The organism is Caballeronia sp. KNU42 (assembly GCF_053760385.1).
This window is the reverse complement of the sequence record NZ_CM132390.1, coordinates 228,950-251,582: the sequence shown is the minus strand read 5'-3', so window position 1 is coordinate 251,582 and position 22,633 is coordinate 228,950. Positions and strand designations below refer to the sequence as shown.

Annotated in this window: 21 protein-coding genes; 18 read left to right on the top strand and 3 right to left on the bottom strand. The window is 60.5% G+C overall.

Going from position 1 to position 22,633, the window contains the following annotated elements; translation table 11 throughout:
- Positions 1 to 60 precede the first annotated feature (60 nt).
- The 9 genes from ACSOSP_RS32590 to ACSOSP_RS32550 all read left to right on the top strand — a co-directional run bounded on the left by ACSOSP_RS32590 (position 61) and on the right by ACSOSP_RS32550 (position 8,789).
- Entirely contained in the window at positions 61 to 1,056 is a 996-nt protein-coding gene (locus tag ACSOSP_RS32590; protein WP_455314789.1) for a hydroxyquinol 1,2-dioxygenase, read from the top strand.
- Positions 1,057 to 1,164: 108 nt separating this feature from the next.
- Positions 1,165 to 2,634, top strand: a complete 1,470-nt coding sequence (locus tag ACSOSP_RS32585) for an aldehyde dehydrogenase family protein (RefSeq protein ID WP_455314788.1) — start codon at positions 1,165 to 1,167, stop codon at positions 2,632 to 2,634.
- Positions 2,631 to 3,689 carry a maleylacetate reductase gene (locus ACSOSP_RS32580; RefSeq protein WP_455314787.1) on the top strand — a complete coding sequence of 353 codons (1,059 nt, stop codon included), beginning with the start codon at positions 2,631 to 2,633 and terminating at the stop codon, positions 3,687 to 3,689. The genes ACSOSP_RS32585 and ACSOSP_RS32580 overlap by 4 nt, the downstream gene beginning before the upstream one ends.
- A gap of 63 nt (positions 3,690 to 3,752) precedes the next feature.
- Positions 3,753 to 5,042 (top strand): ABC transporter substrate-binding protein, encoded by a 1,290-nt coding sequence (locus tag ACSOSP_RS32575; RefSeq protein WP_455314786.1) that lies wholly within the window; start codon positions 3,753 to 3,755, stop codon positions 5,040 to 5,042.
- 13 nt (positions 5,043 to 5,055) lie between these two features.
- A complete protein-coding gene (locus ACSOSP_RS32570) occupies positions 5,056 to 5,778 on the top strand; it encodes an ABC transporter ATP-binding protein (RefSeq protein WP_455314785.1) in 723 nt (240 codons plus the stop codon).
- A 2-nt stretch (positions 5,779 to 5,780) separates the two neighbouring features.
- Positions 5,781 to 6,488, top strand: a complete 708-nt coding sequence (locus ACSOSP_RS32565) for an ABC transporter ATP-binding protein (protein WP_455314784.1) — start codon at positions 5,781 to 5,783, stop codon at positions 6,486 to 6,488.
- A complete protein-coding gene (locus ACSOSP_RS32560) occupies positions 6,485 to 7,351 on the top strand; it encodes a branched-chain amino acid ABC transporter permease (RefSeq protein ID WP_455314783.1) in 867 nt (288 codons plus the stop codon). The genes ACSOSP_RS32565 and ACSOSP_RS32560 overlap by 4 nt, the downstream gene beginning before the upstream one ends.
- Positions 7,352 to 7,373: 22 nt before the next feature.
- Positions 7,374 to 8,450 carry a branched-chain amino acid ABC transporter permease gene (locus ACSOSP_RS32555; RefSeq protein ID WP_455314782.1) on the top strand — a complete coding sequence of 359 codons (1,077 nt, stop codon included), beginning with the start codon at positions 7,374 to 7,376 and terminating at the stop codon, positions 8,448 to 8,450.
- 9 nt (positions 8,451 to 8,459) lie between these two features.
- On the top strand, positions 8,460 to 8,789 hold the full coding sequence (locus tag ACSOSP_RS32550) for a Rieske (2Fe-2S) protein (protein ID WP_455314781.1): 330 nt from the start codon (positions 8,460 to 8,462) through the stop codon (positions 8,787 to 8,789).
- 12 nt (positions 8,790 to 8,801) lie between these two features.
- Here the strand turns inward: ACSOSP_RS32550 and ACSOSP_RS32545 are convergent, their stop codons facing one another.
- Positions 8,802 to 10,211 (bottom strand): LLM class flavin-dependent oxidoreductase, encoded by a 1,410-nt coding sequence (locus ACSOSP_RS32545; protein ID WP_455314780.1) that lies wholly within the window; start codon positions 10,209 to 10,211, stop codon positions 8,802 to 8,804.
- Between the two features lie 254 nt (positions 10,212 to 10,465).
- Between ACSOSP_RS32545 and ACSOSP_RS32540 the strand changes: the two genes are divergently transcribed.
- From ACSOSP_RS32540 to ACSOSP_RS32520, 5 genes are all read left to right on the top strand, one after another.
- Complete coding sequence (locus tag ACSOSP_RS32540) at positions 10,466 to 10,591, top strand: hypothetical protein (protein WP_455314779.1); 126 nt, start codon at positions 10,466 to 10,468, stop codon at positions 10,589 to 10,591.
- Positions 10,585 to 12,060 carry a sugar ABC transporter ATP-binding protein gene (locus tag ACSOSP_RS32535; protein WP_455314778.1) on the top strand — a complete coding sequence of 492 codons (1,476 nt, stop codon included), beginning with the start codon at positions 10,585 to 10,587 and terminating at the stop codon, positions 12,058 to 12,060. Before ACSOSP_RS32540 ends, ACSOSP_RS32535 begins: the two co-directional genes overlap by 7 nt.
- Before the next feature lie 3 nt (positions 12,061 to 12,063).
- Positions 12,064 to 13,098: an ABC transporter permease gene (locus ACSOSP_RS32530; RefSeq protein WP_455314777.1), complete on the top strand. Its 1,035-nt coding sequence runs from the start codon at positions 12,064 to 12,066 to the stop codon at positions 13,096 to 13,098.
- 1,147 nt (positions 13,099 to 14,245) lie between these two features.
- Positions 14,246 to 15,505 carry an SfnB family sulfur acquisition oxidoreductase gene (locus ACSOSP_RS32525; RefSeq protein WP_455314776.1) on the top strand — a complete coding sequence of 420 codons (1,260 nt, stop codon included), beginning with the start codon at positions 14,246 to 14,248 and terminating at the stop codon, positions 15,503 to 15,505.
- A gap of 128 nt (positions 15,506 to 15,633) precedes the next feature.
- A complete protein-coding gene (locus ACSOSP_RS32520; protein ID WP_455314775.1) occupies positions 15,634 to 16,677 on the top strand; it encodes a substrate-binding domain-containing protein in 1,044 nt (347 codons plus the stop codon).
- 181 nt (positions 16,678 to 16,858) lie between these two features.
- Here ACSOSP_RS32520 and ACSOSP_RS32515 read toward each other — a convergent pair whose 3' ends face one another.
- Positions 16,859 to 17,128 (bottom strand): GlsB/YeaQ/YmgE family stress response membrane protein, encoded by a 270-nt coding sequence (locus ACSOSP_RS32515; protein ID WP_455314774.1) that lies wholly within the window; start codon positions 17,126 to 17,128, stop codon positions 16,859 to 16,861.
- A 402-nt stretch (positions 17,129 to 17,530) separates the two neighbouring features.
- On the opposite strand from ACSOSP_RS32515, the gene ACSOSP_RS32510 reads away from it, so the two are divergent.
- From ACSOSP_RS32510 to ACSOSP_RS32495, 4 genes are all read left to right on the top strand, one after another.
- On the top strand, positions 17,531 to 18,283 hold the full coding sequence (locus ACSOSP_RS32510; protein ID WP_455314773.1) for an SDR family NAD(P)-dependent oxidoreductase: 753 nt from the start codon (positions 17,531 to 17,533) through the stop codon (positions 18,281 to 18,283).
- Positions 18,284 to 18,351: 68 nt separating this feature from the next.
- Entirely contained in the window at positions 18,352 to 19,671 is a 1,320-nt protein-coding gene (locus ACSOSP_RS32505; RefSeq protein WP_455314772.1) for an MFS transporter, read from the top strand.
- A 27-nt stretch (positions 19,672 to 19,698) separates the two neighbouring features.
- The gene (rhmD, locus tag ACSOSP_RS32500) at positions 19,699 to 20,877 is read left to right on the top strand and encodes an L-rhamnonate dehydratase (RefSeq protein ID WP_455314771.1); all 1,179 of its coding nucleotides are present in this window, start codon (positions 19,699 to 19,701) and stop codon (positions 20,875 to 20,877) included.
- Positions 20,878 to 20,893: 16 nt separating this feature from the next.
- Positions 20,894 to 21,676 (top strand): SDR family NAD(P)-dependent oxidoreductase, encoded by a 783-nt coding sequence (locus ACSOSP_RS32495; protein ID WP_455314770.1) that lies wholly within the window; start codon positions 20,894 to 20,896, stop codon positions 21,674 to 21,676.
- Positions 21,677 to 21,678: 2 nt separating this feature from the next.
- On the opposite strand, the gene ACSOSP_RS32490 is transcribed toward ACSOSP_RS32495, so the two are convergent.
- Positions 21,679 to 22,626, bottom strand: coding sequence for a LysR family transcriptional regulator (locus ACSOSP_RS32490; RefSeq protein ID WP_455314769.1), 948 nt, complete (start codon positions 22,624 to 22,626; stop codon positions 21,679 to 21,681).
- Between the last annotated feature and the right edge of the window lie 7 nt (positions 22,627 to 22,633).

Genomic DNA, 22,633 nt, shown 5'->3' with positions numbered 1-22,633 from the left:
TCAATGAGGCCGTGAGCCGCCTTATCGACATCGACCTGATCAATTTTCAAGGAACAAGCCATGGACCAGTCAGCAGGTTTTCAAAGTGTTACCGCGACCGACCCGGACAAGACGAGCGGATACCGTACCTTCACGCTAGGTGATTTCGAATTCAGCCGCGATGCTTATTTCGTCACGGTCAAATGGCCGTCGAAGGGGGAAACCCGTTCGCACCAGATGCATGCCGACGACTTCCTGCGCGCGATGATGCGTGACGTGGCGTGGGGATTTTTCTACGGCTGGGTCAACTTCGACGAAGTGATCGGCACGCGCAATCACTACGGCCGCGTGGACATGTATGCCGGTTCGTACAACGCGAGCTTCAAGGACGCGGGCGTCGACTACACGCAGCAATTCGAAACGCCGTTGATCATGGCGACCTTCAAGGCGATCCTGAGGGACTGGGTCAACGAAGGGTTTGATCCGTTCGCCGCTCCGGAAGAAACCGGTTCGGCATTCGGTATCAAGCATGGCGACAACATCGGCGCGATCGAGCGCACGCGCATTGCAACGAAACGCATGCCCGGCCTCGTGGGTGATTCGCCCTTGCGCGATGACCTCCCGGTCAACCGGCAGTTTGCTGACATCGTTCAGGACGAGCCGGAGATTCATGCCGAGCCTGGCTTCGAACATGAGCTGCATGCGTTCAGTCTTTTCAAATACCTCTCACGTTCGGACGTGACCTGGAATCCATCGGTCACCTCCGTCTGCAAGCAGAGTCTCTTTTGCCCGACCACCGAGGAATTCGTGCTGCCGGTCTTTCATGGCAACGATCGCGTGGAGTGGTTCCTGCAACTGTCCGACCAGATCATCTGGGACGTCGGCGACAAGGACACGGGCGAACCCCGCGCCCGCATCACGATGAACGCCGGCGACATCGCGGCCATGCCTGCCGATATTCGCCACAAGGGTTATTCGCAAAAGCGTTCCATGCTGCTCGTATGGGAGAACGCAACCCCCGATCTGCCCAAGCGTTACGAGAGCGGTGAACTCCCGCCGTATCCGGTACCGCTCTAAACCCCCGTTGCCTCTTCAAGTCCCTGACGACGCCGGTCCCGCCGGCGTCGCGGGCAGGGCTTTGTCTTAAGCTTTCATCTGTTCATCCGTTCATCAGGCAGGACCACCATGCAAACGCAACTGTTCATCAATGGCCGATTCGTTCCCGCCGAGAGCGGTGAAACGCTGGCTTCACTCAACCCGCACGACAACTCCGTGATCGCTCAAGTGTCGATGGCCGGTCCTGCGGATATCGACCGTGCCGTCGCCGCGGCGAAAGCTGCGTTTCCGAAGTGGAGCAACATGGCGGCGATGGATCGCGGCCGCCTGCTGCTCAAGCTGGCCGACGCCATTGAAGCGAATGCCGATGAACTGGCACGGCTCGAATCGCTGGACACGGGGCATCCGATTCGCGATACCCGCAATCTCGACGTGCCGCGCACGGCTGTCACGTTCCGTTATTTCGGCGGCATGGCGGACAAATTCGAAGGGACGGTGGTTCCGGTTGAAGCGGGCTTCCTGAACTATGTGACGCGCGAACCGGTCGGCGTGGTCGGGCAGGTGGTGCCATGGAATTTTCCGTTGATGTTCACCAGCTGGAAGATGGCGCCCGCGCTTGCCGCCGGCAACTGCGTGATCATGAAACCGGCCGAACTCACGCCGCTGTCCAGTCTCGCGATTGCCGAACTGATGGCCGAGGTAGGTTTCCCGCCAGGCGTGGTCAACATCGTGCCGGGTCTCGGTCAGGTGGCGGGGCAATATATTGCCGAACATCCGGAGATCAGCAAGGTGGCGTTCACCGGTTCGACCGCGGTCGGGCGCAAGGTCGTGCAGGCTTCGGCCGGCAATCTCAAGAAGGTGCAACTCGAACTGGGCGGCAAGGGTGCGAACGTCGTATTCGCCGATGCCGATCTCGACGCTGTCGTGCAAGGTTCTGCGTTCGGCATCTTTCATAACCAGGGGCAGGCTTGCATTGCGGCATCGCGGCTGATCGTGCATGAATCGGTGGCGGACGAACTGCTTGAGCGTTTTATCGCGCTGGCGCGTTCGATCAGGATCGGCGATCCGCTCGATCCGGCGACCGAGATGGGGCCGCTGACGTCGCGTCATCATCGTGACCGCGTGCTGTCTTACGTCGATGTCGCCCGCGAGCAGGGCGGTCGCATCCTGTCAGGCGGCAAAGCGCCGGATAACGCCGCGCTCGCCGACGGTTGTTATGTAGAGCCGACTATTGTTGCTGCAAAGCCTTCCGATCGCGTGTCGCAGGAAGAGGTATTCGGACCGTTCGTGACGGTGAGCACATTCGGGAGCGATGAAGAGGCCCTGGCGATTGCAAACGGCACTGAATACGGACTGGGCGCCGGCATGTGGACGCGCGACTTGCAACGCGCGCATCTCTTTGCGCGGCAGTTGAAAAGCGGCATGGTCTGGATCAATTGCTATAAGCGGGTGAGCCCGGCGTCACCGTTCGGTGGAGTGGGCTCGAGCGGCTATGGCCGCGAGATGGGCTTTGAAGTCATGCGCGAATACACGCAGCCGAAGTCGGTCTGGGTGAACGTCGACGCCAACATTCCGCCTTATTATCCGCGCCGATCATGAACCCGTTCATCTATCAGGGTTTGCCTTCACGCGTGGTGTTTGGTGCGGGCAGCATCCGCCATCTCGAGCGCGAGATCGATCTCCTGGGGGCTAAACGCGCCATCGTGCTGTCCACGCCGCAGCAGCGCGAGCAGGCTGAAGGGTTCGCCGCGCGGCTTGGTTCGCGGGCAGTTGGCGTGTTTTCGAAGGCAGTCATGCATGTGCCTGTCGAGACTGCGCAGGAGGCTCGCGATTACGCTACGAAGCTGGGCGCCGACTGCGCCGTGGCGATAGGCGGTGGCTCCACGACCGGGCTCGGCAAGGCGATTGCGCTGACTTCATCGCTGCCGATCATTGCCGTTCCAACCACGTATGCAGGCTCGGAAATGACGCCTGTCTATGGGCTCACCGAAGCCGGGTTGAAGAAGACCGGCCGCGACCTGCGTGTGTTGCCGAAGACTGTCATCTACGACCCCGAACTGACGGTGTCGCTGCCGGCCTCGCTGTCTGTCACAAGCGGCATCAACGCAATCGCGCACGCCGCGGAAGGGCTCTACGCACAAGATGCGAACCCGATCACCGGATTGATGGCGGAGGAGGGCATTCGTGCGCTGGGAGCGGGCATAGGTCGCGTTGTTTCCCGCCTTGACGATCTCGATGCCCGGGCCGATTGCCTCTACGGCGCATGGCTGTGCGGCGCCGTGCTCGGCAGCGTTGGCATGGCATTGCATCACAAGCTGTGCCACACGCTCGGCGGGACCTTCAATTTGCCGCACGCTGAGACGCACACCATCGTGTTGCCGCATGCGCTTGCGTACAACCGCGAAGCGGCACCGCTCGCGATGCAGCGGATCGCGCGTGCGCTTGGAGTGTCAGATGCAGCGCTTGGCGTATTCGATCTCGCGCGTGACAACGGCGCACCGACCGCATTGAAAGATATCGGCCTGAAGGAATCGGATATTGGCGTCGCGCTGGATATTGCATTGAAGAACCCTTACTGGAATCCGCGGCCCCTCGAACACGGCGCGTTGAGGGCTCTACTCGAAGCCGCTTACGAGGGCCGCCGCCCCGACTGACTACCCTGAGCCAGGCACGCAAGAAGGCCGGCACAGCACCATAAAAGACTGAAGGAGACAGACATGGACGATCATTCCATCAACGGCGCTCGCCGTCATTTCGTGAAGCTCGCGGCGGGCGGTACGCTTGTCGCGGCTTCTCCGCTGCTTGCGCGCATCGCGAACGCTGCCAGTTCGCGTACGCTCAAGATCGGTTACGTGTCGCCGCAAACCGGTCCGCTTGCACCGTTCGGCGAAGCTGACCGCTTTGTCATCGGACAGATGCAGGCAGCGCTTAAAGACGGCATCGCGATCAATGGCAAGCAGTATCCGGTCGCCATTTTGGTCAAGGACAGCCAGTCGAATCCGAACCGCGCCGGCGAGGTGGCGAACGACCTGATCCTGAAGGACAAGGTCGACATCATGCTGGTTTCGGGAACGCCGGAGACAGCCAATCCCGTGAGCGACGCGTGCGAGATCAACGAGATGCCGTGCGTCTCCACGGTCGTGCCGTGGCAACCGTGGTTCTTCGGCAGGAAGGGCGATCCCAAGAAGGGCTTTCGTTTTACGTACCACTTCTTCTGGGGTCTTGAAGATGTGATTGCCGTGTACACCGGCATGTGGCAATCGGTGCAGACGAACAAGTCGGTCGGCGGACTCTTTCCAAACGACGGTGACGGCAACGCATGGGGCGACGGCAAGCTCGGCTTTCCGCCCGTGCTTGCGCAAAAAGGTTTTACGCTGAAGGACCCTGGCCGCTTTCAGTCCATGACGCAGGACTTCTCGGCACAAATCGCAGCGTTCAAGCAAGGCGGTGCGCAGATCGTAACGGGCGTCGTGATTCCGCCTGACGCGAAGAACTTCCTGGTGCAGGCCCGTCAACAAGGATTCAAGCCGAAGGTCATCTCGATTGGAAAGGCGCTCCTGTTCCCGACTTCCATAGAAGCGCTGGGCGATCTTGGCGAGGGTCTCTCAACCGAAGTGTGGTGGTCCCCTTCGCATCCGTTCAAGTCGTCGCTGACAGGGCAGTCGGCACGCCAGTTAGCCGACGCGTACGAGAAGGGGACATCGAAACAATGGACCCAGCCTATTGGCTTCGCGCACGCGCTGTTCGAGATCGCGGTCGACGCGCTCAAGCGAACCAAGGACGTTGACTCGAACGAAGCGATTCGCGATGCGGTGGCATCGACGAAACTCGATACCGTCGTCGGTCACGTCGCATGGGGCAGCGGGCCGGTGAAGAACGTCGCGAAGACGCCGCTGGTTGGCGGTCAATGGATCAAGGGGCAGACACATCGCTTCGACCTTGCCATCGTGAACAACCAGCTTGCGCCGAATGTGCCGCTGTCCGGCCCGCTCAAGTTGATCGGCTAGAGGGGAGGCGAGCATGAGTTGCGTTCTCAGATTGACGGGCGTGTCGAAGAGCTACGGTGCGCTGAAGGTCACCGACAACATCAGCTTCGCGATCGAGCAAGGCGAGACCTATGGGATCCTCGGACCGAACGGCGCGGGCAAGACTACCCTCTTCAACCTCATCAGCGGCGACGTGCGGCCGGACGCCGGCACGATCGAATTCGACGGAGCCGATATCGGCAAGCTGGCGCCGTATCGCCGGTGTGTGGCAGGTATCGGGCGCTCGTATCAGGTGCCCCGGCCTTTCAGCGGTATGACGGTATTCGAGAACCTGCTGGTTGGCGCCACCTTTGGCGGTGAGCTGAAAGAACGCGAAGCGGCTGACGTCTGCATCGATGTACTTGAGCGCACCGGTCTCAAGCGCCGTGCAGACCAGTTGGCCGGCACGCTGACGCTATTGGACCGCAAGCGCCTCGAACTCGCACGCGCACTCGCGACCCGGCCGAAACTGCTGCTGCTCGATGAAATAGCGGGCGGCCTGACGGAGGGAGAGACGCACGAGCTCGTCGATGAGATCCGCAGCGTCAAAGAGCAGCGCGTGACGATCGTATGGATCGAGCATGTGGTGCATGCGCTGCTCGCCGTCGCCGACCGCTTGCTGGTCATCCACTTCGGCCGGCATCTTGCAGAGGGCAAGCCGGCCGCCGTGATGGACGACCCCGAAGTCAGGCGCGTGTATCTTGGCCTGGAGGGTTGATCATGGCTGCCATTCTTGAAACTCGCGGCCTGACCGCTTTTTACGGCGATTTCCAGGCCCTTTTCGGCATCGATATCACGGTCGAGCGCGGCGAAGTGATTGCGTTGATTGGTTCGAACGGTGCGGGGAAGTCCACCTTCCTGAAGGCGCTGGCTGGACTACTGGCAGTGCCCGCGCAACAGATTGCCTACAAGGGCGAGGCGGTCGGCGGCATGGCGGCTGCACGCATTGTCGGAAAGGGGATAGCACTTGTGCCTGAAGGGCGGCGGCTGTTCGCGAGTCTGTCCGTCGAGGAAAACCTGTTGCTCGGCGCTTATTCTTCGCGGCCCGGCCGCTGGACCCTTGACACGGTCTATGCGCTTTTCCCCATCCTGAAGGAGCGACGCACCCATCCGGCGACCGCGTTGTCCGGCGGGCAGCAGCAGATGGTGGCGCTCGGCCGTGCATTGATGAGTAATCCGGATCTTCTCATGTGTGACGAGCTTTCCCTCGGCCTCGCACCGGTCGTGATCAGGGAAATCTATGCCGCGTTGCCGTCGATCGTTGCGGACGGCATGAGCGCGATCATCGTCGAGCAGGACGTGCAACTGGCGCGGCGCGTGTCGAAGCGATTTTATTGCTTTCAGGAAGGTCGCGTATCGCTGGCGGGCGCGTCGGCAGATGTGTCCGACGAAGCAATTACGCGTGCCTATTTCGGAGCGGTGTCATGAGTTCAATCGTCAATATCGTCTTGCAGGGCGTGCTGCTCGGCGCGCTCTATGCGCTCTTCGCAATGGGCCAGTCGCTGGTGTTTGGTGTCATGCGCCTGACCAACACCGCGCATGGCGACTTCATCGTGCTGCTGGTATTCATCCTGTTTGTGCTGACAAACCTGGCTCATATGCCGCTGTTGGTTGCCGTGCCGGTCTTGATCGGGATTGCATTTTGCGCGGGATATGCGCTGCAATACACCATACTCAATCGGGTCAGCGGCCGTGACCCCTTGCCATCGCTCGTCGTCACCTTCGGTCTTTCGATCGTGATCCAGAATGTGCTGCAGGAAGTGTTTTCCGCGGACCCGCGCGCGCTCGGGACCGGTGGCTTCGAGTCAATGAGCATCACGTTACCGGGTGGCATAGCGCTCGGACTCCTGCCGCTCCTGACGCTTGCCGTCACGGTAGCGGCCACGCTCGGGCTGCAGTGGCTCTTTGGCCGCACGCCGCTCGGCCGGGTCTTTCGCGCGACTTCCGACGACCGCGAGATCGTGCAACTGATGGGCGTCTCGCCGCGCAAGACGTTCGCCCTTGCAATGGGCATCGCGTTCGTGCTGATCGCGCTTGCCGCCACGCTTTATGCGATGCGTACAGCCGTTTCTCCGTCCGATGGCCCCGCGCTGCTGCTCTATGCGTTCGAGGCGGTCATCATCGGCGGGATGGGTTCGTTCTGGGGGACGTTCCTCGGCGGAATCGCACTCGGCGTTGCCCAGCAAATCGGCTTTTACATCGACCCAGGATGGGGTATCTGGCTGGGACACGTGCTGTTCCTGGCGCTGTTGACGATCCGGCCGCAAGGCCTGTTGCCCAAGACCGCGTGATGAGCGCCAGGAGCTTAGTCAAATGAGCAATCACATGAACGTCTCTGAACGACATTTCGAAATCCGGCGGGCAACGCGTGCGAGCAGGATGGCCGTGCTCGTGCTGTTGATCGTCGCCGTGCTGGTCGCGAGTTTTCCTTATTGGGCTGGCCGCGACACCCTGCGCGACTTCACGCAGATTGCTGCGTACCTGGTCTTCGCCATGATGTGGAACCTGCTCGCGGGTTACGGCGGCATGGTGTCGATCGGACAACAGGCGTATTTCGGTATCGGCGGATACGCCATGCTGATACTCGCGAACTACGGTGGCTTGTCGCCTTTCGCCGCGGTGCCGGTTGCGGGTGCGATAGCCGTGTTGATCGCAGCGCCAGTCTCGCTGGTCGCGTTCCGGCTGGAGGGCGGGTACTTCGCCATAGGCACATGGGTGATTGCCGAGGTCTTCCGCCTGAGCATCGCGAACCTCTCGTGGCTCGGGGGAGGGTCGGGTACGAGCCTGACCGCGCTACAGGACGTTCCGAGGTCGTTGCGCGAGTCGCTGACGTTATGGCTGGCGCTGGCGATTGTGGTAGCCGCCATCGGCTTGCTGTATGTCTTCCTGCGCTCGAAACGGGGTCTCGCGCTCACTGCCATGCGCGACAACGCGGTGGCGGCGAACAGTCAGGGAGTCGACGTAAAGCGTGCTCGCTTAGGCGTGTATCTCGTGTCGTCGGGCGGCGCCGCGCTCGCGGGCGGGCTCTATTTCGTGAGCAACCTGCGGATCTCACCTGATGCCGCGTTCTCCGTGAACTGGACCGCCTTCGCGATTTTCATCGTGATGATCGGTGGCTTGGGGACGCTTGAAGGGCCGATCATCGGCACGCTGATATTTTTTCTGTTGAACAAGTTCCTGTCGGATTTCGGGACCTGGTATCTGATCGGGCTGGGCACGCTTGCGATTGTCGTCACGATGTTTTTTCCTCAAGGGCTGTGGGGTTATGTATCGCGACGGTTCGGGCTGCAGCTTTTCCCCGTCGGCCGGCGTGTTGTGTTCCTTGACCCAGGGACCCGAGTTCTACCCGCGCGCAAGGAATCGGCAGACCCACAGCACGCAGCGCATTGAGGTAACGCCATGAACGACAGAGCGTGCAATGACGTGCCTCTTTGTATTATCGACGACGTGCCGGACGGTGGCGGTCTTGAAGCAGGGACCGAGGTCGTGGTGCTGCGCAGAGGGAATAACGCGTGGGCTTACCGCAATGTATGCCCGCACTTTTCCATACCGTTGAACTATGAGCCGAACACGTTTTGCGCCTACGGTGGCGAGCTTCTTATGTGCGCTCATCACAGCGCGATGTTCCGGTTTGAGGACGGCGTGTGTGTCGATGGCCCGTGCCTTGGCGCACGCCTGACCCCCGTGCCCATCCGCATCGAGGGCAGGAGAATATTTGCCGATGAATAGGCCCGGTGGTCGCTATTCCTGCAAGCTGACTAGAGATTTAGCCGCTTCGTCGCGCTTGAATGCCTCGATGTCCCTATACCTCGCACCGGGATGCCCGGCCGGCAACAAGCGGCCCTTGCCGAAGAGCTTTTCGCGCAGCGTGCCGGGCGTATATTCCTTGCGATAAACGCCGCGCCGCTGCAACTCCGGCACCAGGTATCCAACGATATCCTCGAAGGTTTCGTGAGCGACCGCATAGGCAAGATTGAAGCCGTCGACGCCGGTTTCCTCCACCCAGGTTTGCAGAATATCGGCAACGGTTGCCGCGGAACCGACGAACACCGGTCCCATGCCGCCGATGCCACCCCATGCCGCGAGTTCGTCGATGGTCCAGGACTTCGCACCGCCCGCCAGATGTTCGATGGCGGAGACGATTGCGTTGGTTTCCACTTTCTTGACCAGATCGGTCGGCGCGTACTGACCGAAGTCGACGCCTGTCCAACCCGACATGAATACGAGCGAGCCGTCGTACGAGGTGTAGCGGCGGTACTCCTCGAACTTCGCTTGAGCCTTGGCATCGGTCTCATCCACGATGACCGTGACGAGGTTGTAGATCAGCAGTTCATTCGGGTCCCGTCCGCCAAGTGCTGCTTGTTCGCGAACGTCAGCAACATAAGCCTTTAACACCTCCTTCGTCGGGGCGGCGACGAATACGCATTCGGCGTGCTGGGCGGCGAACGCCTTGCCTGCACCCGACGCGCCGGCCTGATAGAGCACGGGTGTGCGTTGGGGCGAGGGTTCGCAAAGATGGTAGCCGGGCACGTCGAAGTATTTGCCGTGGTGACCAATCTCATGGACCTTCTCGGGATGCGTAAAGACGCGATTGTGACGATCCCGGACCACGGCGTCTTCTTCCCAGCTTCCTTCAAAAAGCTTGTACAGCACTTCAATATATTCGGCTGCCACTTCATAGCGATTCGCGTGCTTGCGCAAGCCGCCTTCACTGATATTCTTCGCGCCGCTTTCCAGATAAGACGTGACAATGTTCCATCCCACGCGGCCTTTGGTGAGGTGATCGGCAGTTGAAAGCCGGCGTGCAAAGGTATAAGGATGCTCGAAAGTCGTCGACGCCGTAATGCCTATTCCCAGATGCTCGGTCACCATGGCGATAGGCGCCGCAAGCTGCAGGGGATCGTTGACAGGGATCTGCGCGGCCTGATGGATCGCGTGATAGTTGCTGCCTTTATAGACGTCGTAATAACCGATCACGTCGGCTATGAAGATACCGTCGAAGAAACCCTTCTCGAGAATCTTTGCAAGATCCGTCCAGTACTCGAGATCCTTGTATTGCGATGACCGGTCGCGTGGATGAGACCACAGACCCGGTGACTGATGGCCGACGCAGTTCATCTCGAACGCATTGAAATGGATGGTTTTGCTCATGGCCGCCGGCTTCTCGATTTTCACTTAACAACCGGACAATCTAGTCGCCGAATCGACGTCGCGCTCTAACGATTTCAGCTTTGCATATGCGCGTGGCTGTAAAGGCTGGCGCTTTCATCTGGTGCATGTTGGAGTCCAAGGGGCCTTGCCAGCACGTGGTTCATATCGAAAGAAAAACTCGTTCTTTGCGTTGCGCAATAGCTATGCGTATAAAGCTCCTCTGCCGTGGAACCTGCTAGCCAAGGAGGCGCATCTTGAGCACCGTCGACATTCAAACCGCCTTGCCTGCGTCATTGCCGGCTGGATCGGCCAGCGACGTATCGCGCCTGATTATCGACGACGAAGACGCGCCGGTGCCACGGCCGGCTTTCCAATGCTAGCCGCGCGGTCGGTATCGAAACGCTTCGGCCCGACCGTCGCGCTCGATCGATTCGATCTCACCGTTGCCGCGGGCGAGGTCGTAGCGTTGATGGGCGCTAACGGGGCGGGGAAGTCCACGATCGTCAAGATACTGAGCGGTGTTTATCCCGGCGATGGAGGCTCGCTTGAACTGGACGGCAAGCCTTACGCACCGGCCTCACCGCAGGAAGCGAAGGCGCTGGGCGTAGCGACAATGCATCAGTCGATCGCCGAGTCGGTCGTGCCCACGCTTTCGGTCGCGGACAACCTCTTGCTCGATCGTTTCAACAATGCGGCCACGCCATGGTTTGCCGGGCCCGCTGCGCGCCTCGATGAAGCGCGTGCCATTGCTGCGCTGGTTGGCCTCGACGTCGACCTGCGGGCGCCGCTGTTCACGCTGCCGCTTGCGACGAGGCAGCTTGTCACGCTGGCCCGGGCGCTGGCGGCCAAACCGGCAGTCCTGATACTCGATGAACCGACGGCAAGCCTCTCGGCGGCCGAAGCCGAGCGCCTCTTTACTGCGCTCGACAGGTTGCGCGAGCGTGGTGTCGCCATGCTGCTGGTCTCGCATCGGCTAGCTGATCTGAAGCGCATGGCGGACAGGGTGGTTATCGTGCGCGACGGCCGGCTAGTGGCCAAACTGAAGAGTCCGATCGATTTCGACGATGCCACTGAAACGATGATTGGCCGCGCATTGCCGCGATTGTCGAAGAGCCGCGAACGAAAGACAGTGCGTTCGACGGCCGACCAAGGCCTTCAGGTCCGAGGCCTGAAATTGTTCCCGGGTAAGGATAGCCCCGCGCTCGACTTCGACGCTGCCCGTGGCGAGATCGTTGCGTTTGCGGGGCCCTTGGGAGGGAGTAAATCGCGGCTAGCCCGAACGCTGTCTGGTATCGAACGGGTGGTGGCCGGCACGATGACGCTCGATGGTCAGCCATGGCGGCCGCGCTCCGCTGCCGATGCAATTCGCCGTGGTGTCTTCCATGTAGGCGAGGACCGCTGGAGCTCATCACTCTTTCCGGACAGCGTTCCGTTTGCGTCGATTGAAGGCACATTGAGCTTCCCGTTCCTGTCGAACTGGTTCAGGGGCGGCTGGATCAACAGATCGCGCGAACGTCGCGAGGCAGCGTCTGCCATCGAATGCTTTTCCATTCGATGCAACGGTCCAGCGGATCGTGTGATCAACCTCTCCGGCGGCAATCAGCAAAAAGTCGTACTCGCGCGCTCGCATGCGGAACCCGCCCGCATGCTGTTGCTTGACGAGCCGTTCCAGGGTGTCGACGCCGGTGCTCGCGCGGACATTGCCGATGTATTGCGAGCGAATGCAGCGGGGCGGGTGACGCTGGTGTTCGTGAGCGCCATCGAGGAGGCGTTCGAAGTCGCGGACCGTGTGGTGCACTTCGATCGTTCGATCATTGAAACAGACATTGAAGATCTTGCCGGAGCCTGACGCATGAAACTTGGCGCTTCTACCGAAGCAAGCTCCGTGGTTCGAACGGAGTTCCGACACACCAGCATCAGGACGAAGCTGGAACGCAGCGGCATCTTATTGCTGCTGGTTGTGATGGGCGTGGTATTCACATGGCGTGAGCCGGCCTTCCTGAGCGTGGACAATCTGTTCAGCATCTTGCAGGCTGCGTCGATTGTCGCGCTTCTGGCTGTGGGCGTCAGCATTACGCTGGCTGTGGGCGGCTTCGATTTATCGGTTGGCAGTACGGCCGCGACGGCGCAGATGGCCGCGAGCTACGTGCTGGTGGTGTGGCACGGCAACACGCTTGCCGCTGTTGCGGCGTGCCTGGTGTTAGGTGTCGGTGCGGGACTTTTTAATGGCTTGCTGATCACGCGTCTACGCGTCCCGGACCAGCTCGCGACGCTTGGAACCTTGTTCCTGCTGGCGGGCCTGCAACTGATTCCAACGGGTGGGCGATCGCTTGCGACCGGCACCATCCTGCCGGACGGAACGGAGGCTACGGGCGCGTTTCCGGCGGCCTTCCTGGCGTTGGGCCGGGCGCGCTGGCTGGATGTCGTACCGGTGCCGGTCATCGTGCTGGCGGTGGTGACGCTGGTCGCGGTGCTTGTGATGGAATTTACGCGATGGGGTCGGGTGCTCTATGCGACGGGCGGTAACGAGACAGCCGCGCGGCTCGCGGGTGCGCCGACGGGGCGTTATCGTGTGGCGGCGTATGTTGCCTCGGGCGTGATTGCTTCGCTCGGTGGTGCGTTGATTGCCGCGCGCGTCGGGCGTGGCGATGTGGGCGCCGGGAATTCGCTGCTTTTGGATGCGGTTGCCGCCGCGCTGATCGGTTATGCGGTTTGGGGGGCGAAGCGTCCTAATGTGTTGGGCTCGGCGGTTGGGGCGGTGTTTGTCGGTGTGTTGCTCAATGGGTTGACTATGCTCAATGCGCCGTACTACATGCAGGATTTCATCAAGGGGGCATTGCTTGTCGGGGCGCTTGCGTTTACTTTCAGCATTGGACGGGGGCGGTGAGGGCAGTTGGGGTTTTGGCGGGGTGGTGGGCGGGGGTGGTGCCGGGGTGCTAGGTTCTGGCGTTAGCGGTCGGGGTTGATGCCGGGTTGCCAGGTTCCTGCGTTAGCGGTCTGAGTCATTGCCGGGTTGCTGCTTTTTAGGTTAGTGATTTACTTAGGTTAGCTGATTTCTTTATCACTATTAGCCACTGCGCGTGGCGGCGCGTCATTTCTTTGTCCAAAGCGACAAAGAAACGAAGCAAAGAAAGCGCTTTCAAAACGCGGGCTCATAAGTTGACCCAGCGTGCAGTTTTCACGTTTTTGGCACCCCAAAAGCACGGTGCTCGCAAGAGCGACGGATGTGTGAAACCCTCCTTCTCCGAACACGGATACCCACACGCTTCGCCACCAGTGACTGAACCTGCCCAAGGAACACCCCGCGCTATCCGCGAAAAACCACCCTCCAAATAAGTACGCGCGACGGACCTCTTGGGCAACCCTCCCCGAAACGAGGCCGTGAAGATGCGCGAGACCTACCCAACGAATGTAACCACGCCACCGCGCTGACCAAGCAGCTAACCCACGAATAGCCGTAGCAGCAAATACGCGTCCGTCCGTACGGGTTTCCTTGGCAAGCGTGCTTGCCCGAGAGCGTACGGGGCGAAGCGTGTTCGTGTCAGGATTCGCGAGAAGGAGGGGTTCAAACATCCGTCGCTCTGGCGAGCACCGTGCTTTTGGGGTGCCAAAAACGCGAAAACTGCACGCTAGGTCAACTTATGGGCCCGCGTTTTGAAAGCGCTTTCTTTGCTTCGTTTCTTTGTCGCTTTGGACAAAGAAATGACGCGCCGCCACGCGCAGTGGCTAATAGTGATAAAGAAATCAGCTAACCTAAGTAAATCACTAACCTAAAAAGCAGCAACCCGGCATTGACCCAAACCGCTAACGCAAGAACCTGGCTACCCGGCACCGACCCAGACCGCTAACGCCAAAACCTGAACCCCAACCGCACCCCCGACCAAACCAAAAACCCGCCCACCCAAACAAAAACCTTATAAGCAATGAAGCTAAGCGTAGAAGCGATCCCTTGAAGTCCTTAGCGTTATCGTTCGGTTTGAACCCGCCCACGGCGCTGCTAGATTGACGTGGATCCGACACATAAAAGGGTAAGCATGTCAGCCATTCCGCAAACTGCAGCGACGCGTCCTGCATCAGTCCACTCAAGCGGATCATCAGAGAAAGCACCCGCGCATATCATCCGCGACGACGCCGAAGCCATCGCACGCGCCCACGAAGTGGCCGCTCGCCTTATCGAACAGGCCAGCGATCGCGACCGCGAACGTCGCTTGCCACACGAAGAAATCGACTGGTTTTCGCAAGCGGGCTTATGGGCGATCACCGTACCCAAAGAGTACGGCGGTGCCGGCGTGTCATATGTGACAGTGACCGAGGTCATCAAGATCATCGCCGCAGCCGATCCGTCACTGGCACAGTTGCCCCAGAACCATCTGGGTCTCGTCGACGTCATCGCACTAACGGGAACCCCGGAGCAGAAGCAGTTCTTCTTCGGCGAAATATTGCAGGGCAAGCGTTTCGGCAACGGCTTCTCGGAGAAGGGCACAAAGCACGTCCTCGACCTGAAGACACGAGTCACGGCCGAGGGTGGCGAGTATGTCGTCCATGGCACGAAGTTCTATTCGACCGGCGCGCTGTTCGCGCACTACGTGCCGATCCTGGGTCTCGACGACGAACGCCGTGGCTGGCTCGCCTACATTCCAGCGGGTACCGCGGGCTTGCAGGTTATCGATGACTGGTCAGGCTTCGGTCAGCGCACCACCGCGAGCGGTACGGTTATCGCGGACCAGGTACGCGTTGCGGCTTCCCACGTATTTCCGGCCTTTCGCGTATCGGACGTGCCGACGCTCAATGGCCCGATTTCCCAGATCATCCAGGCAGCAATCGATGCGGGTATCGGGCGCGCGGCGATAGACGACACGCTGAAGTTCGTCCGCGAGCGCTCGCGTCCATGGATCGACAGCGGCGTCGAGCGCGCCAGCGACGATCCGCTCGTGGTACGCGAGGTGGGTCATCTTCACATTCAGTTGCACGCGGCCGAGGCGTTGCTTGAGCGTGCGGCGCGTACGCTCGACGCCATTGCAACGCAAGCGCATGCGCCAAGCGAAGATGATATTGCCCGCGCGTCGGTGGCGGTCGGCGAAGCGAAGGTATTGACCACCGAGATCGCATTGCTTGCCAGTGAAAAGCTGTTCGAACTGGCGGGTACACAGTCGACGCTTGCCGCGCATAACCTCGACCGTCACTGGCGCAACGCGCGCACGCATACGCTGCACGACCCGGTGCGCTGGAAGTATCACCTTGTGGGCAACTATTACTTGAATGGCATCAAGCCGACGCGCCACCCGTGGAACTAGAACGGGTTCGTCGATAAACAGGGCGGTTGCGAATAATCATCGAAGTCGTATGGCGGCGCCTTGCCGCTGCGCGCTTTCAGTCGAACGTTGTCCCCGCGCTTACTCCACAGAAACGGAAACTATCCTTCATGCTTAAACCTATCGGCCGTCTGTTCGTCGCCGCATTGCTTGCCGGCAGCATCTCCGCCTATGCAGCAGGCGGTTTGCCCAATGCACCCGCCCCCTTCAATAAAGGCGGCGTCAAGATCGCGTTGGTCAATTATCTTTCGACTGGCGATTTCTTCCAGGCTTATGAAGCGGGTGCGCAAAAGCAGGCCAAGGCGCTGGGCATCGACTTGCGCATTTATGAGGGACGTCAGGATGCCGCCCAGCAGCGTGACCAGATTCAGCAAGCAATCAATCTGGGTGTTTCCGCGATCATCGTGAATCACGGTTTGCCTGAGTCTCTAAAGGACGTGGTGCAGGTGGCGCTGGATAAAGGCATCAAGGTGGTCGCGTTTGACGTCGACCTCGGGAACCCGAAAGTGCCGCAGATCGAGCAAAGCGATCACGACCTCGCGACTTTGTTGCTCGATCAGGCAGTGAAAGATAACGGCGATGCGTTCTCCGCCGCGTACGTCTATGTGCCGGGCTTCGCTCCGCTCGACCGGCGCGACGCGGTCTGGAAGGCCTTCAAGACCGCACATCCGAAGATCAAGGAGGAGGCGCGCTTCGGCACGGTCGATAACCCGATTGCACAGTCGGTGGCCAACCAGGCCGCGGCGGCTTATCGGGCGCATCCCGACGTGCGTGTGGTGTTCGCGCCTTACGACGAGTTCGCCCGAGGTGCGAAGCTGGCGGCCGACGAGGCCGGCATCGCTTCGAAGCTCCGGATTTATAGCGCCGATATATCGACGGCCGATATAGAGGCGATCCGGGCGCCCGGGAGTTCGTGGGTCGCCACTGCCGCGACGAATCCGGCCGTAGTGGGAGAGGTCTCGGTGCGAGCGGCGGCGCTGCTGGTGGCGGGCCAGGACCCGGGGCACAGGATCGCAATAAAGCCTGCGTTGATCACGCGCGACGACCTGGTCAAGAACGATATCCACACGATTGCGGACCTTGAGTCCCGGTTCGTGGATTTCAGGCAGGCAGATGTAGCCAAGGCAGGCTGGATCCCGGAGCTTCGCGATTGATAAAGAGTGTAGATAAGGCATCCTGATTCAATCAGGATGCCTTATCGGCCTGCAAAGCTTGCGAAACTGGCGCAGAAAAAATCCCGCACAGGCGAACCGCCCTGTGCGGGATTTTTTCAATTTGACGAACTGCGCTTGTGGGCGTTCGCGTCAACCAAAGTCCTGCCAAATGTGTCCGCGGCTAAGCCGTTCGCCCTCGGCTGAAGAGCCGCACGATGAACAGCAGGATCACGGCGCCAATCAACGCGGTGAGCAGCGACCCAATGATGCCGCCGCCAAGATGTATGCCGAGCACGCCGCCGAGCCACCCGCCGATAAACGCGCCGACAATGCCGACAATGATGTCCACAATAATTCCGAAGCCGCCTCCATCAACGATTCGGCCGGCGAGCGCGCCGGCAATTCCGCCAATGATCAGCCAGAAGATGATTCCGTGCGAGACAGGTTCCATAGCGTTTCTCCGTCAGGTTAAATGCGTGTAGCAAGCTACCTGCATGGTGAGGACAATTCTTACGGGGACATCCCGGGTTAGACGATGTTCATGTTCCCCCTGAATCGATAAGCCTCTCGGTCCGAGCAAGCAGCGTGCCCGCAAGTGGCAATGCGGCAAGAACGACCGATTCACCAAGCTTGGCGCTTAAGCGCTGCAGGCGTCATAGGGCTAAACCCGAACCCGAATGGTCCCTCTATAAGCTTGTGATCCACTTTTGCTATCGGACCATCGAATAGTCGGATTGTTTGGCTATGAGAGCGCCCCTATAGTTCGTTCATCAGCGGCTTTAAGCAGGCGCCGAACGGAATGCGAAACAGGGCGCCGAAGCAACGCAATCATCTAAAGACAAAAGGAGACACGATGAACCAGATCGATCTGGCCGGACGGACCGTGGTGATCACCGGTGGCGCACGCGGTATTGGCTATGCAGTGGCGCAGCGCGCGCTCGCCTCCGGCGCTGAAGTTGCACTGTGGGATATCGACGCCGAACGCCTTGAGCGCGCCCGCGGCGAACTGGCGAAGGCCGGCAAGGTCAGCGTCGCCGTGGTCGAACTGACGGAAGAGGCATCGGTTGAACAAGCCACACAGCAGACGCTGCAAGCGCATCGAAAGATTGATGTGCTGATCAACTGCGCGGGCATCACCGGCGGCAACGGCACGACCTGGGAGCTGGCGCCGGACGTATGGCGCCGTGTGATCGACGTGAACCTGATCGGCCCGTATCTCACCTGCCGCGCCGTCGTGCCGCATATGCTGAAGGAAGGTTACGGCCGGATCGTGAATATTGCGTCGGTGGCGGGCAAGGAAGGCAATCCGAATGCATCCCACTATAGCGCCTCGAAAGCCGGCCTGATCGGGCTGACGAAGTCACTCGGCAAGGAGCTCGCCACGCGCGGCATCCTGGTCAATGCCGTGACGCCGGCTGCCGCGAAGACAGAGATTTTCGATTCCATGTCGCAGCAGCATATCGACTACATGCTCTCCAAGATTCCGATGAACCGCTTTCTCCTGCCGGAAGAAGCCGCCTCGCTGATCCTGTGGCTCAGTTCGGAAGATTGCGCGTTCAGCACGGCGTCCGTGTTCGATCTGTCCGGTGGCCGCGCGACCTACTGAAGCCGCTCGCGGCCGCCCCGGGTGTCGCCATGAGCACGTCCGTCACATAAAAATATCTGGAGACACGCATGAGCGATACCGCTAGTGCGGAGGAAGCGGTCATTGGCCGCGTGATGCGGCGACTGCTGCCGTTCCTGTTGCTGATGTACATGCTGGCGTTTCTCGATCGCGCAAACATCGGCTTCGCGCAGAAAGCGCTGCAGCACGATACGGGTCTTTCGAATGCGGCCTTTGCTTTCGGAGCAGGCGTGTTCTTCGTCGGCTATGCGCTCTTCGAAGTACCGAGCAACTTGCTGCTGCATCGCGTGGGAGCAAAGCTCTGGATGTGCCGGATCATGGTGACATGGGGGCTTGTTTCCGCAGCCATGGCGTTCGCGCATACGGCCACCATGTTCTATGTGTTGCGCTTCGCGCTGGGTGTGGCTGAGGCAGGTTTTTTCCCGGGCATCGTGTATTACCTCACGCGCTGGTTTCCTCAATCGGCGCGAGCGAGGGCGCTAGGCGTGTTCTATTTCGGCGCGCCGCTCGCATTCATTTTCGGCAGCCCATTGTCCGGCGCGTTGCTCGACCTGCATGGCGCATTCGGTTTTGCGGGCTGGCAGTGGCTCTTCCTGGTGGAAGGCGTTCTGGCCTCCATAGTCGGCGTATGGGCATTCTGGTATCTCGACAACGATCCATCCAAGGCACGCTGGTTAAACGCCGTTCAACGTGAGCTGCTGCTCTCGCGACTCTCCCACGATGCACAGACAGCGTCCGCGCACGGACCTCGCAGCGTGCTTGCCGCATTGATCGATCCGCGGGTGCTGACCCTGTCAGCCGTGTATTTTTTAATCCAGATGTCCGTGTATGGCGTGATCTTTTATCTGCCGCAACAGGTGGCTGCATTGCTTGGCGCGAACGTGGGTGCGAAGGTCGGTTTCGTCACGGCCATCCCCTGGTTGTGTGCGGTGCTGGTTACGTGGGTGGTGCCGCGGTATGCGGATCGTCATGGCCAGCATCGACGGCTCGCCGTGCTGATGCTGATCGTGGCCGGTGCGGGCATCGCGGTATCGGGACTCGCAGGTCAACCCGTGATCTCGCTGATCGCGTTGTGTTTCGCGGCGAGCGGCCTGATTGCAGCACAACCGCTGTTCTGGACCTTTCCCACCCATTACCTGACTGGCGCCGCTGCGGCCGGCGCCATCGCGCTGATCAATTCGCTCGGCAGCCTCGGCGGTTTCGTCGCGCCCATGGTGCGCACGGCCGCGGAACGTTCCTATGCATCGACTAGCGCGGGTCTCGTCCTGCTAGGACTCGTTGCCGTGCTCGCCGCCATCGCGATCATCGTGTTCGTGCGTCCTGCGCAGACACCCGCTTATATCCACGACAAGCGCGCCAAAGCGTCCTGAACAGTAGAACCTTAACGGAGTCCAATCATGTCCATGCCCACCATCCGCCACGTTCGCGCGTTCACCGTTCGCGGCGGCGGCGCCGACTATCACGACCAGGGCGCCGATCACTGGATCGACGACCATATCTCCACGCCTATGGGACGTTACCCCGAGTATCGCGCGAGCCGTCAGTCGTTCGGCATCAACGTGCTCGGTTCGCTCGTTGTCGAGATTGAAGCAAGCGATGGCACAGTCGGCTTCGCGGTCACTACCGGCGGTGAGATAGGGGCGTTTATCGTGGAGAAACATCTGGCGCGGTTTCTCGAAGGCCAACGAGTGACCGACATCGAGAAGATGTGGGATCAGATGTATTTCGCCACGCTCTATTACGGGCGCAAAGGCATCGTGCTGAACGCTATTTCCGGTGTCGATCTTGCATTGTGGGATCTGCTCGCGAAGGTTCGCAAGGAGCCGGTGTTTCATCTTTTAGGTGGACCTGTACGCGACGAACTGCAATTCTATGCAACCGGCGCGCGCCCTGACCTGGCGAAGGAGATGGGTTTTATCGGCGGCAAGATGCCGTTGCAGCACGGACCCGCTGAAGGCGAGGAAGGGCTCGCGAAGAACATTGCGAAGCTTGCCGATATGCGCTCGAAAGTAGGCGATGATTTCTGGCTGATGTTCGACTGCTGGATGAGCCTCGACCTGAACTACGCAACGCGCCTCGCGCACGCGGCGAAGGAATACGGCCTGAAGTGGCTCGAAGAAGCGTTGCCGCCCGATGACTATTGGGGTTACGCCGAACTGCGGCGCTCGGTGCCGCGCGGCATGATGGTGACCACCGGTGAACATGAAGCTACGCGCTGGGGTTTTCGGATGTTGTTTGAAATGGGCTGCGCGGATCTGGTTCAGCCGGATGTGGGATGGTGCGGCGGCATCACGGAACTGATCAAGATCTCCGCGCTCGCCGATGCTCACAACGTGCTGGTCGTGCCGCATGGTTCATCGGTCTATAGCTATCACTTCGTGGTGACGCGGCACAACTCGCCGTTCGCGGAGTTCCTGATGATGGCGCCCAAAGCCGACGAAGTCGTGCCCATGTTCAATCCGCTGCTGCTCGATGAACCCGTGCCCGTGAACGGCCGGATGAAGGTGCCGGAGACGCCGGGTTTCGGTGTGCGGCTCAATCCCGAATGCACCCTTGTGCGTCCTTATACACATTGAAAACGCTGAGGTTATCGTGCTGCTCGACAAGAAGGTGGTGATTGTCACAGGCGGATCGCGAGGCATTGGCCGCGCGATCGCCGTGGCTTGCGCGAAGGAAGGCGCGGACGTCGTACTGAACTATTGGGGCGATAACGACCGCTCGTATGGACGTTTGTCGGCCGTGCAAGAAGTGGTCGGCGAGATAGAGACGCTGGGTAGGCGAGTGATCGCCGTCGAAGGAAACGTCGCGTTGCGTGAGACGGGGCTTGAACTCGTCAAGCAGGCAGTCGACGCATTCGGTCATGTGGACGTCCTTGCCAGCAACGCCGGCATCTGTCCATTTCACTCGTTCCTCGACATGCCGGCGTCGGTGTACGAAGCGACCATCGGCGTCAACCTGAACGGTGCGTTCTATGTGACGCAGGCCGTCGCGAACCAGATGAAGCTGCAAGGAACGGGAGGCTCGATCGTGGCAACCAGTTCGATCAGTGCGCTCGTTGGCGGCGGCATGCAGACGCATTACACGCCGACCAAGGCAGGTGTTCATTCACTGATGCAATCGTGTGCGATCGCGCTGGGACCTTATGGCATCCGCTGCAATTCGGTGATGCCCGGCACGATCGCGACCGACCTGAACGCAGAGGATCTCGCCGATACCGAGAAGCGTGCGTACTTCGAAAAGCGCATTCCGCTAGGACGCCTGGGCGAACCGGATGATGTCGCGCAGTGCGTGACATTTCTCGCATCGGATCGCGCGCGTTATGTGACGGGCGCATCGCTGCTGGTGGACGGCGGCCTGTTCGTCAACCTTCAGTGAACTCACTCAGTGAACGAACCGGCCGAGTACTTGCGTAGCAACGCGATGCAGTATTCGGCCGGCTCGCTGAGCGTTTCATGTTTGCGCCGTAATAAGCCGAAGCCTGAGAGGCTCTTGCCGATCTCGATGGGTAGTTCGATCAGCAACTGCGCTCGCAGGTAATCGCGGACGACGGACTCCGGCAGCATGGCGACGGCGTCGCTGTTTTGCAAAAGCTGAAGCGTGGCGAAGATCGATGCGCACTCGACCACGTTGGAGGGCGAAGCAAGCCCGGCCCGCGCAAGCTCTTCTTCGAACAACGCGCGCGCGGGGCTGGTGATCGGTTGCAGGATCCAGGGCCAGGAAATCAGCGCGTCGAGTGAGAGCGTGGTTTCATGGGCGAGCGGATGCGCTGCGCGCACGACCAGGCGCATGGCCTCGCGCGAGAGCGGTTCGAAGTCGAAGTCGTTGTGCTGGAGCGGCGTGGTGAGACGGCCGAGCGCAAGATCCACTTCGCGGCGGTGCAGCAATTGCACCACCTGGTCGCTGGTCTCGCCAAGAATGCGGACGTTGAGCAGAGGGCGTTCGCTTTTAAGTTCGGCAATGGCCATGGCGAGCACGTCAGGCGCTGCGCCCATGATTGCGCCGACGGTCAGTTGACCGTGGCCGCCGCGCCGCTTGCTTTCGAGGTCGGCGGCGAAGCGCGTGAGGTCGGCAAGCGAGCGGCGCGCATAGGCGAGCGTGGCGACACCGAGCGGCGTGGGCTGCATGCCGCGGGCGTTGCGCTCGAACAGGAGGAAGCCGAACGCTTCTTCTATGTCGCTCAGCATTCGGCTTGCGCTCGGCTGGGCAACGTTGATGGCTTCGGCGGCCTGGTGCAGGTTGCGGGCGTCGTCGAGGGCGACGAGCAGCGCGAGATGCTTGAATTTCAGGCGATTGACGAGGGCAATCTGGGAGACGTTCTGGTTCATCTGGCGT

What these genes read in the sequence shown, in the direction of transcription:
- ACSOSP_RS32570 (WP_455314785.1), top strand. Translation starts at nt 5,056, where the DNA reads ATGAGTTGCGTTCTCAGATTGACGGGCGTGTCGAAGAGCTACGGTGCG.
- ACSOSP_RS32530 (WP_455314777.1), top strand. Translation starts at nt 12,064, where the DNA reads ATGAAACTTGGCGCTTCTACCGAAGCAAGCTCCGTGGTTCGAACGGAG.
- ACSOSP_RS32510 (WP_455314773.1), top strand. Translation starts at nt 17,531, where the DNA reads ATGAACCAGATCGATCTGGCCGGACGGACCGTGGTGATCACCGGTGGC.
- ACSOSP_RS32545 (WP_455314780.1), bottom strand. Translation starts at nt 10,211, where the DNA reads ATGAGCAAAACCATCCATTTCAATGCGTTCGAGATGAACTGCGTCGGC.
- rhmD (WP_455314771.1), top strand. Translation starts at nt 19,699, where the DNA reads ATGTCCATGCCCACCATCCGCCACGTTCGCGCGTTCACCGTTCGCGGC.
- ACSOSP_RS32525 (WP_455314776.1), top strand. Translation starts at nt 14,246, where the DNA reads ATGTCAGCCATTCCGCAAACTGCAGCGACGCGTCCTGCATCAGTCCAC.
- ACSOSP_RS32580 (WP_455314787.1), top strand. Translation starts at nt 2,631, where the DNA reads ATGAACCCGTTCATCTATCAGGGTTTGCCTTCACGCGTGGTGTTTGGT.
- ACSOSP_RS32550 (WP_455314781.1), top strand. Translation starts at nt 8,460, where the DNA reads ATGAACGACAGAGCGTGCAATGACGTGCCTCTTTGTATTATCGACGAC.
- ACSOSP_RS32585 (WP_455314788.1), top strand. Translation starts at nt 1,165, where the DNA reads ATGCAAACGCAACTGTTCATCAATGGCCGATTCGTTCCCGCCGAGAGC.
- ACSOSP_RS32575 (WP_455314786.1), top strand. Translation starts at nt 3,753, where the DNA reads ATGGACGATCATTCCATCAACGGCGCTCGCCGTCATTTCGTGAAGCTC.
- ACSOSP_RS32535 (WP_455314778.1), top strand. Translation starts at nt 10,585, where the DNA reads ATGCTAGCCGCGCGGTCGGTATCGAAACGCTTCGGCCCGACCGTCGCG.
- ACSOSP_RS32555 (WP_455314782.1), top strand. Translation starts at nt 7,374, where the DNA reads ATGAGCAATCACATGAACGTCTCTGAACGACATTTCGAAATCCGGCGG.
- ACSOSP_RS32520 (WP_455314775.1), top strand. Translation starts at nt 15,634, where the DNA reads ATGCTTAAACCTATCGGCCGTCTGTTCGTCGCCGCATTGCTTGCCGGC.
- ACSOSP_RS32490 (WP_455314769.1), bottom strand. Translation starts at nt 22,626, where the DNA reads ATGAACCAGAACGTCTCCCAGATTGCCCTCGTCAATCGCCTGAAATTC.
- ACSOSP_RS32590 (WP_455314789.1), top strand. Translation starts at nt 61, where the DNA reads ATGGACCAGTCAGCAGGTTTTCAAAGTGTTACCGCGACCGACCCGGAC.
- ACSOSP_RS32565 (WP_455314784.1), top strand. Translation starts at nt 5,781, where the DNA reads ATGGCTGCCATTCTTGAAACTCGCGGCCTGACCGCTTTTTACGGCGAT.
- ACSOSP_RS32560 (WP_455314783.1), top strand. Translation starts at nt 6,485, where the DNA reads ATGAGTTCAATCGTCAATATCGTCTTGCAGGGCGTGCTGCTCGGCGCG.
- ACSOSP_RS32505 (WP_455314772.1), top strand. Translation starts at nt 18,352, where the DNA reads ATGAGCGATACCGCTAGTGCGGAGGAAGCGGTCATTGGCCGCGTGATG.
- ACSOSP_RS32515 (WP_455314774.1), bottom strand. Translation starts at nt 17,128, where the DNA reads ATGGAACCTGTCTCGCACGGAATCATCTTCTGGCTGATCATTGGCGGA.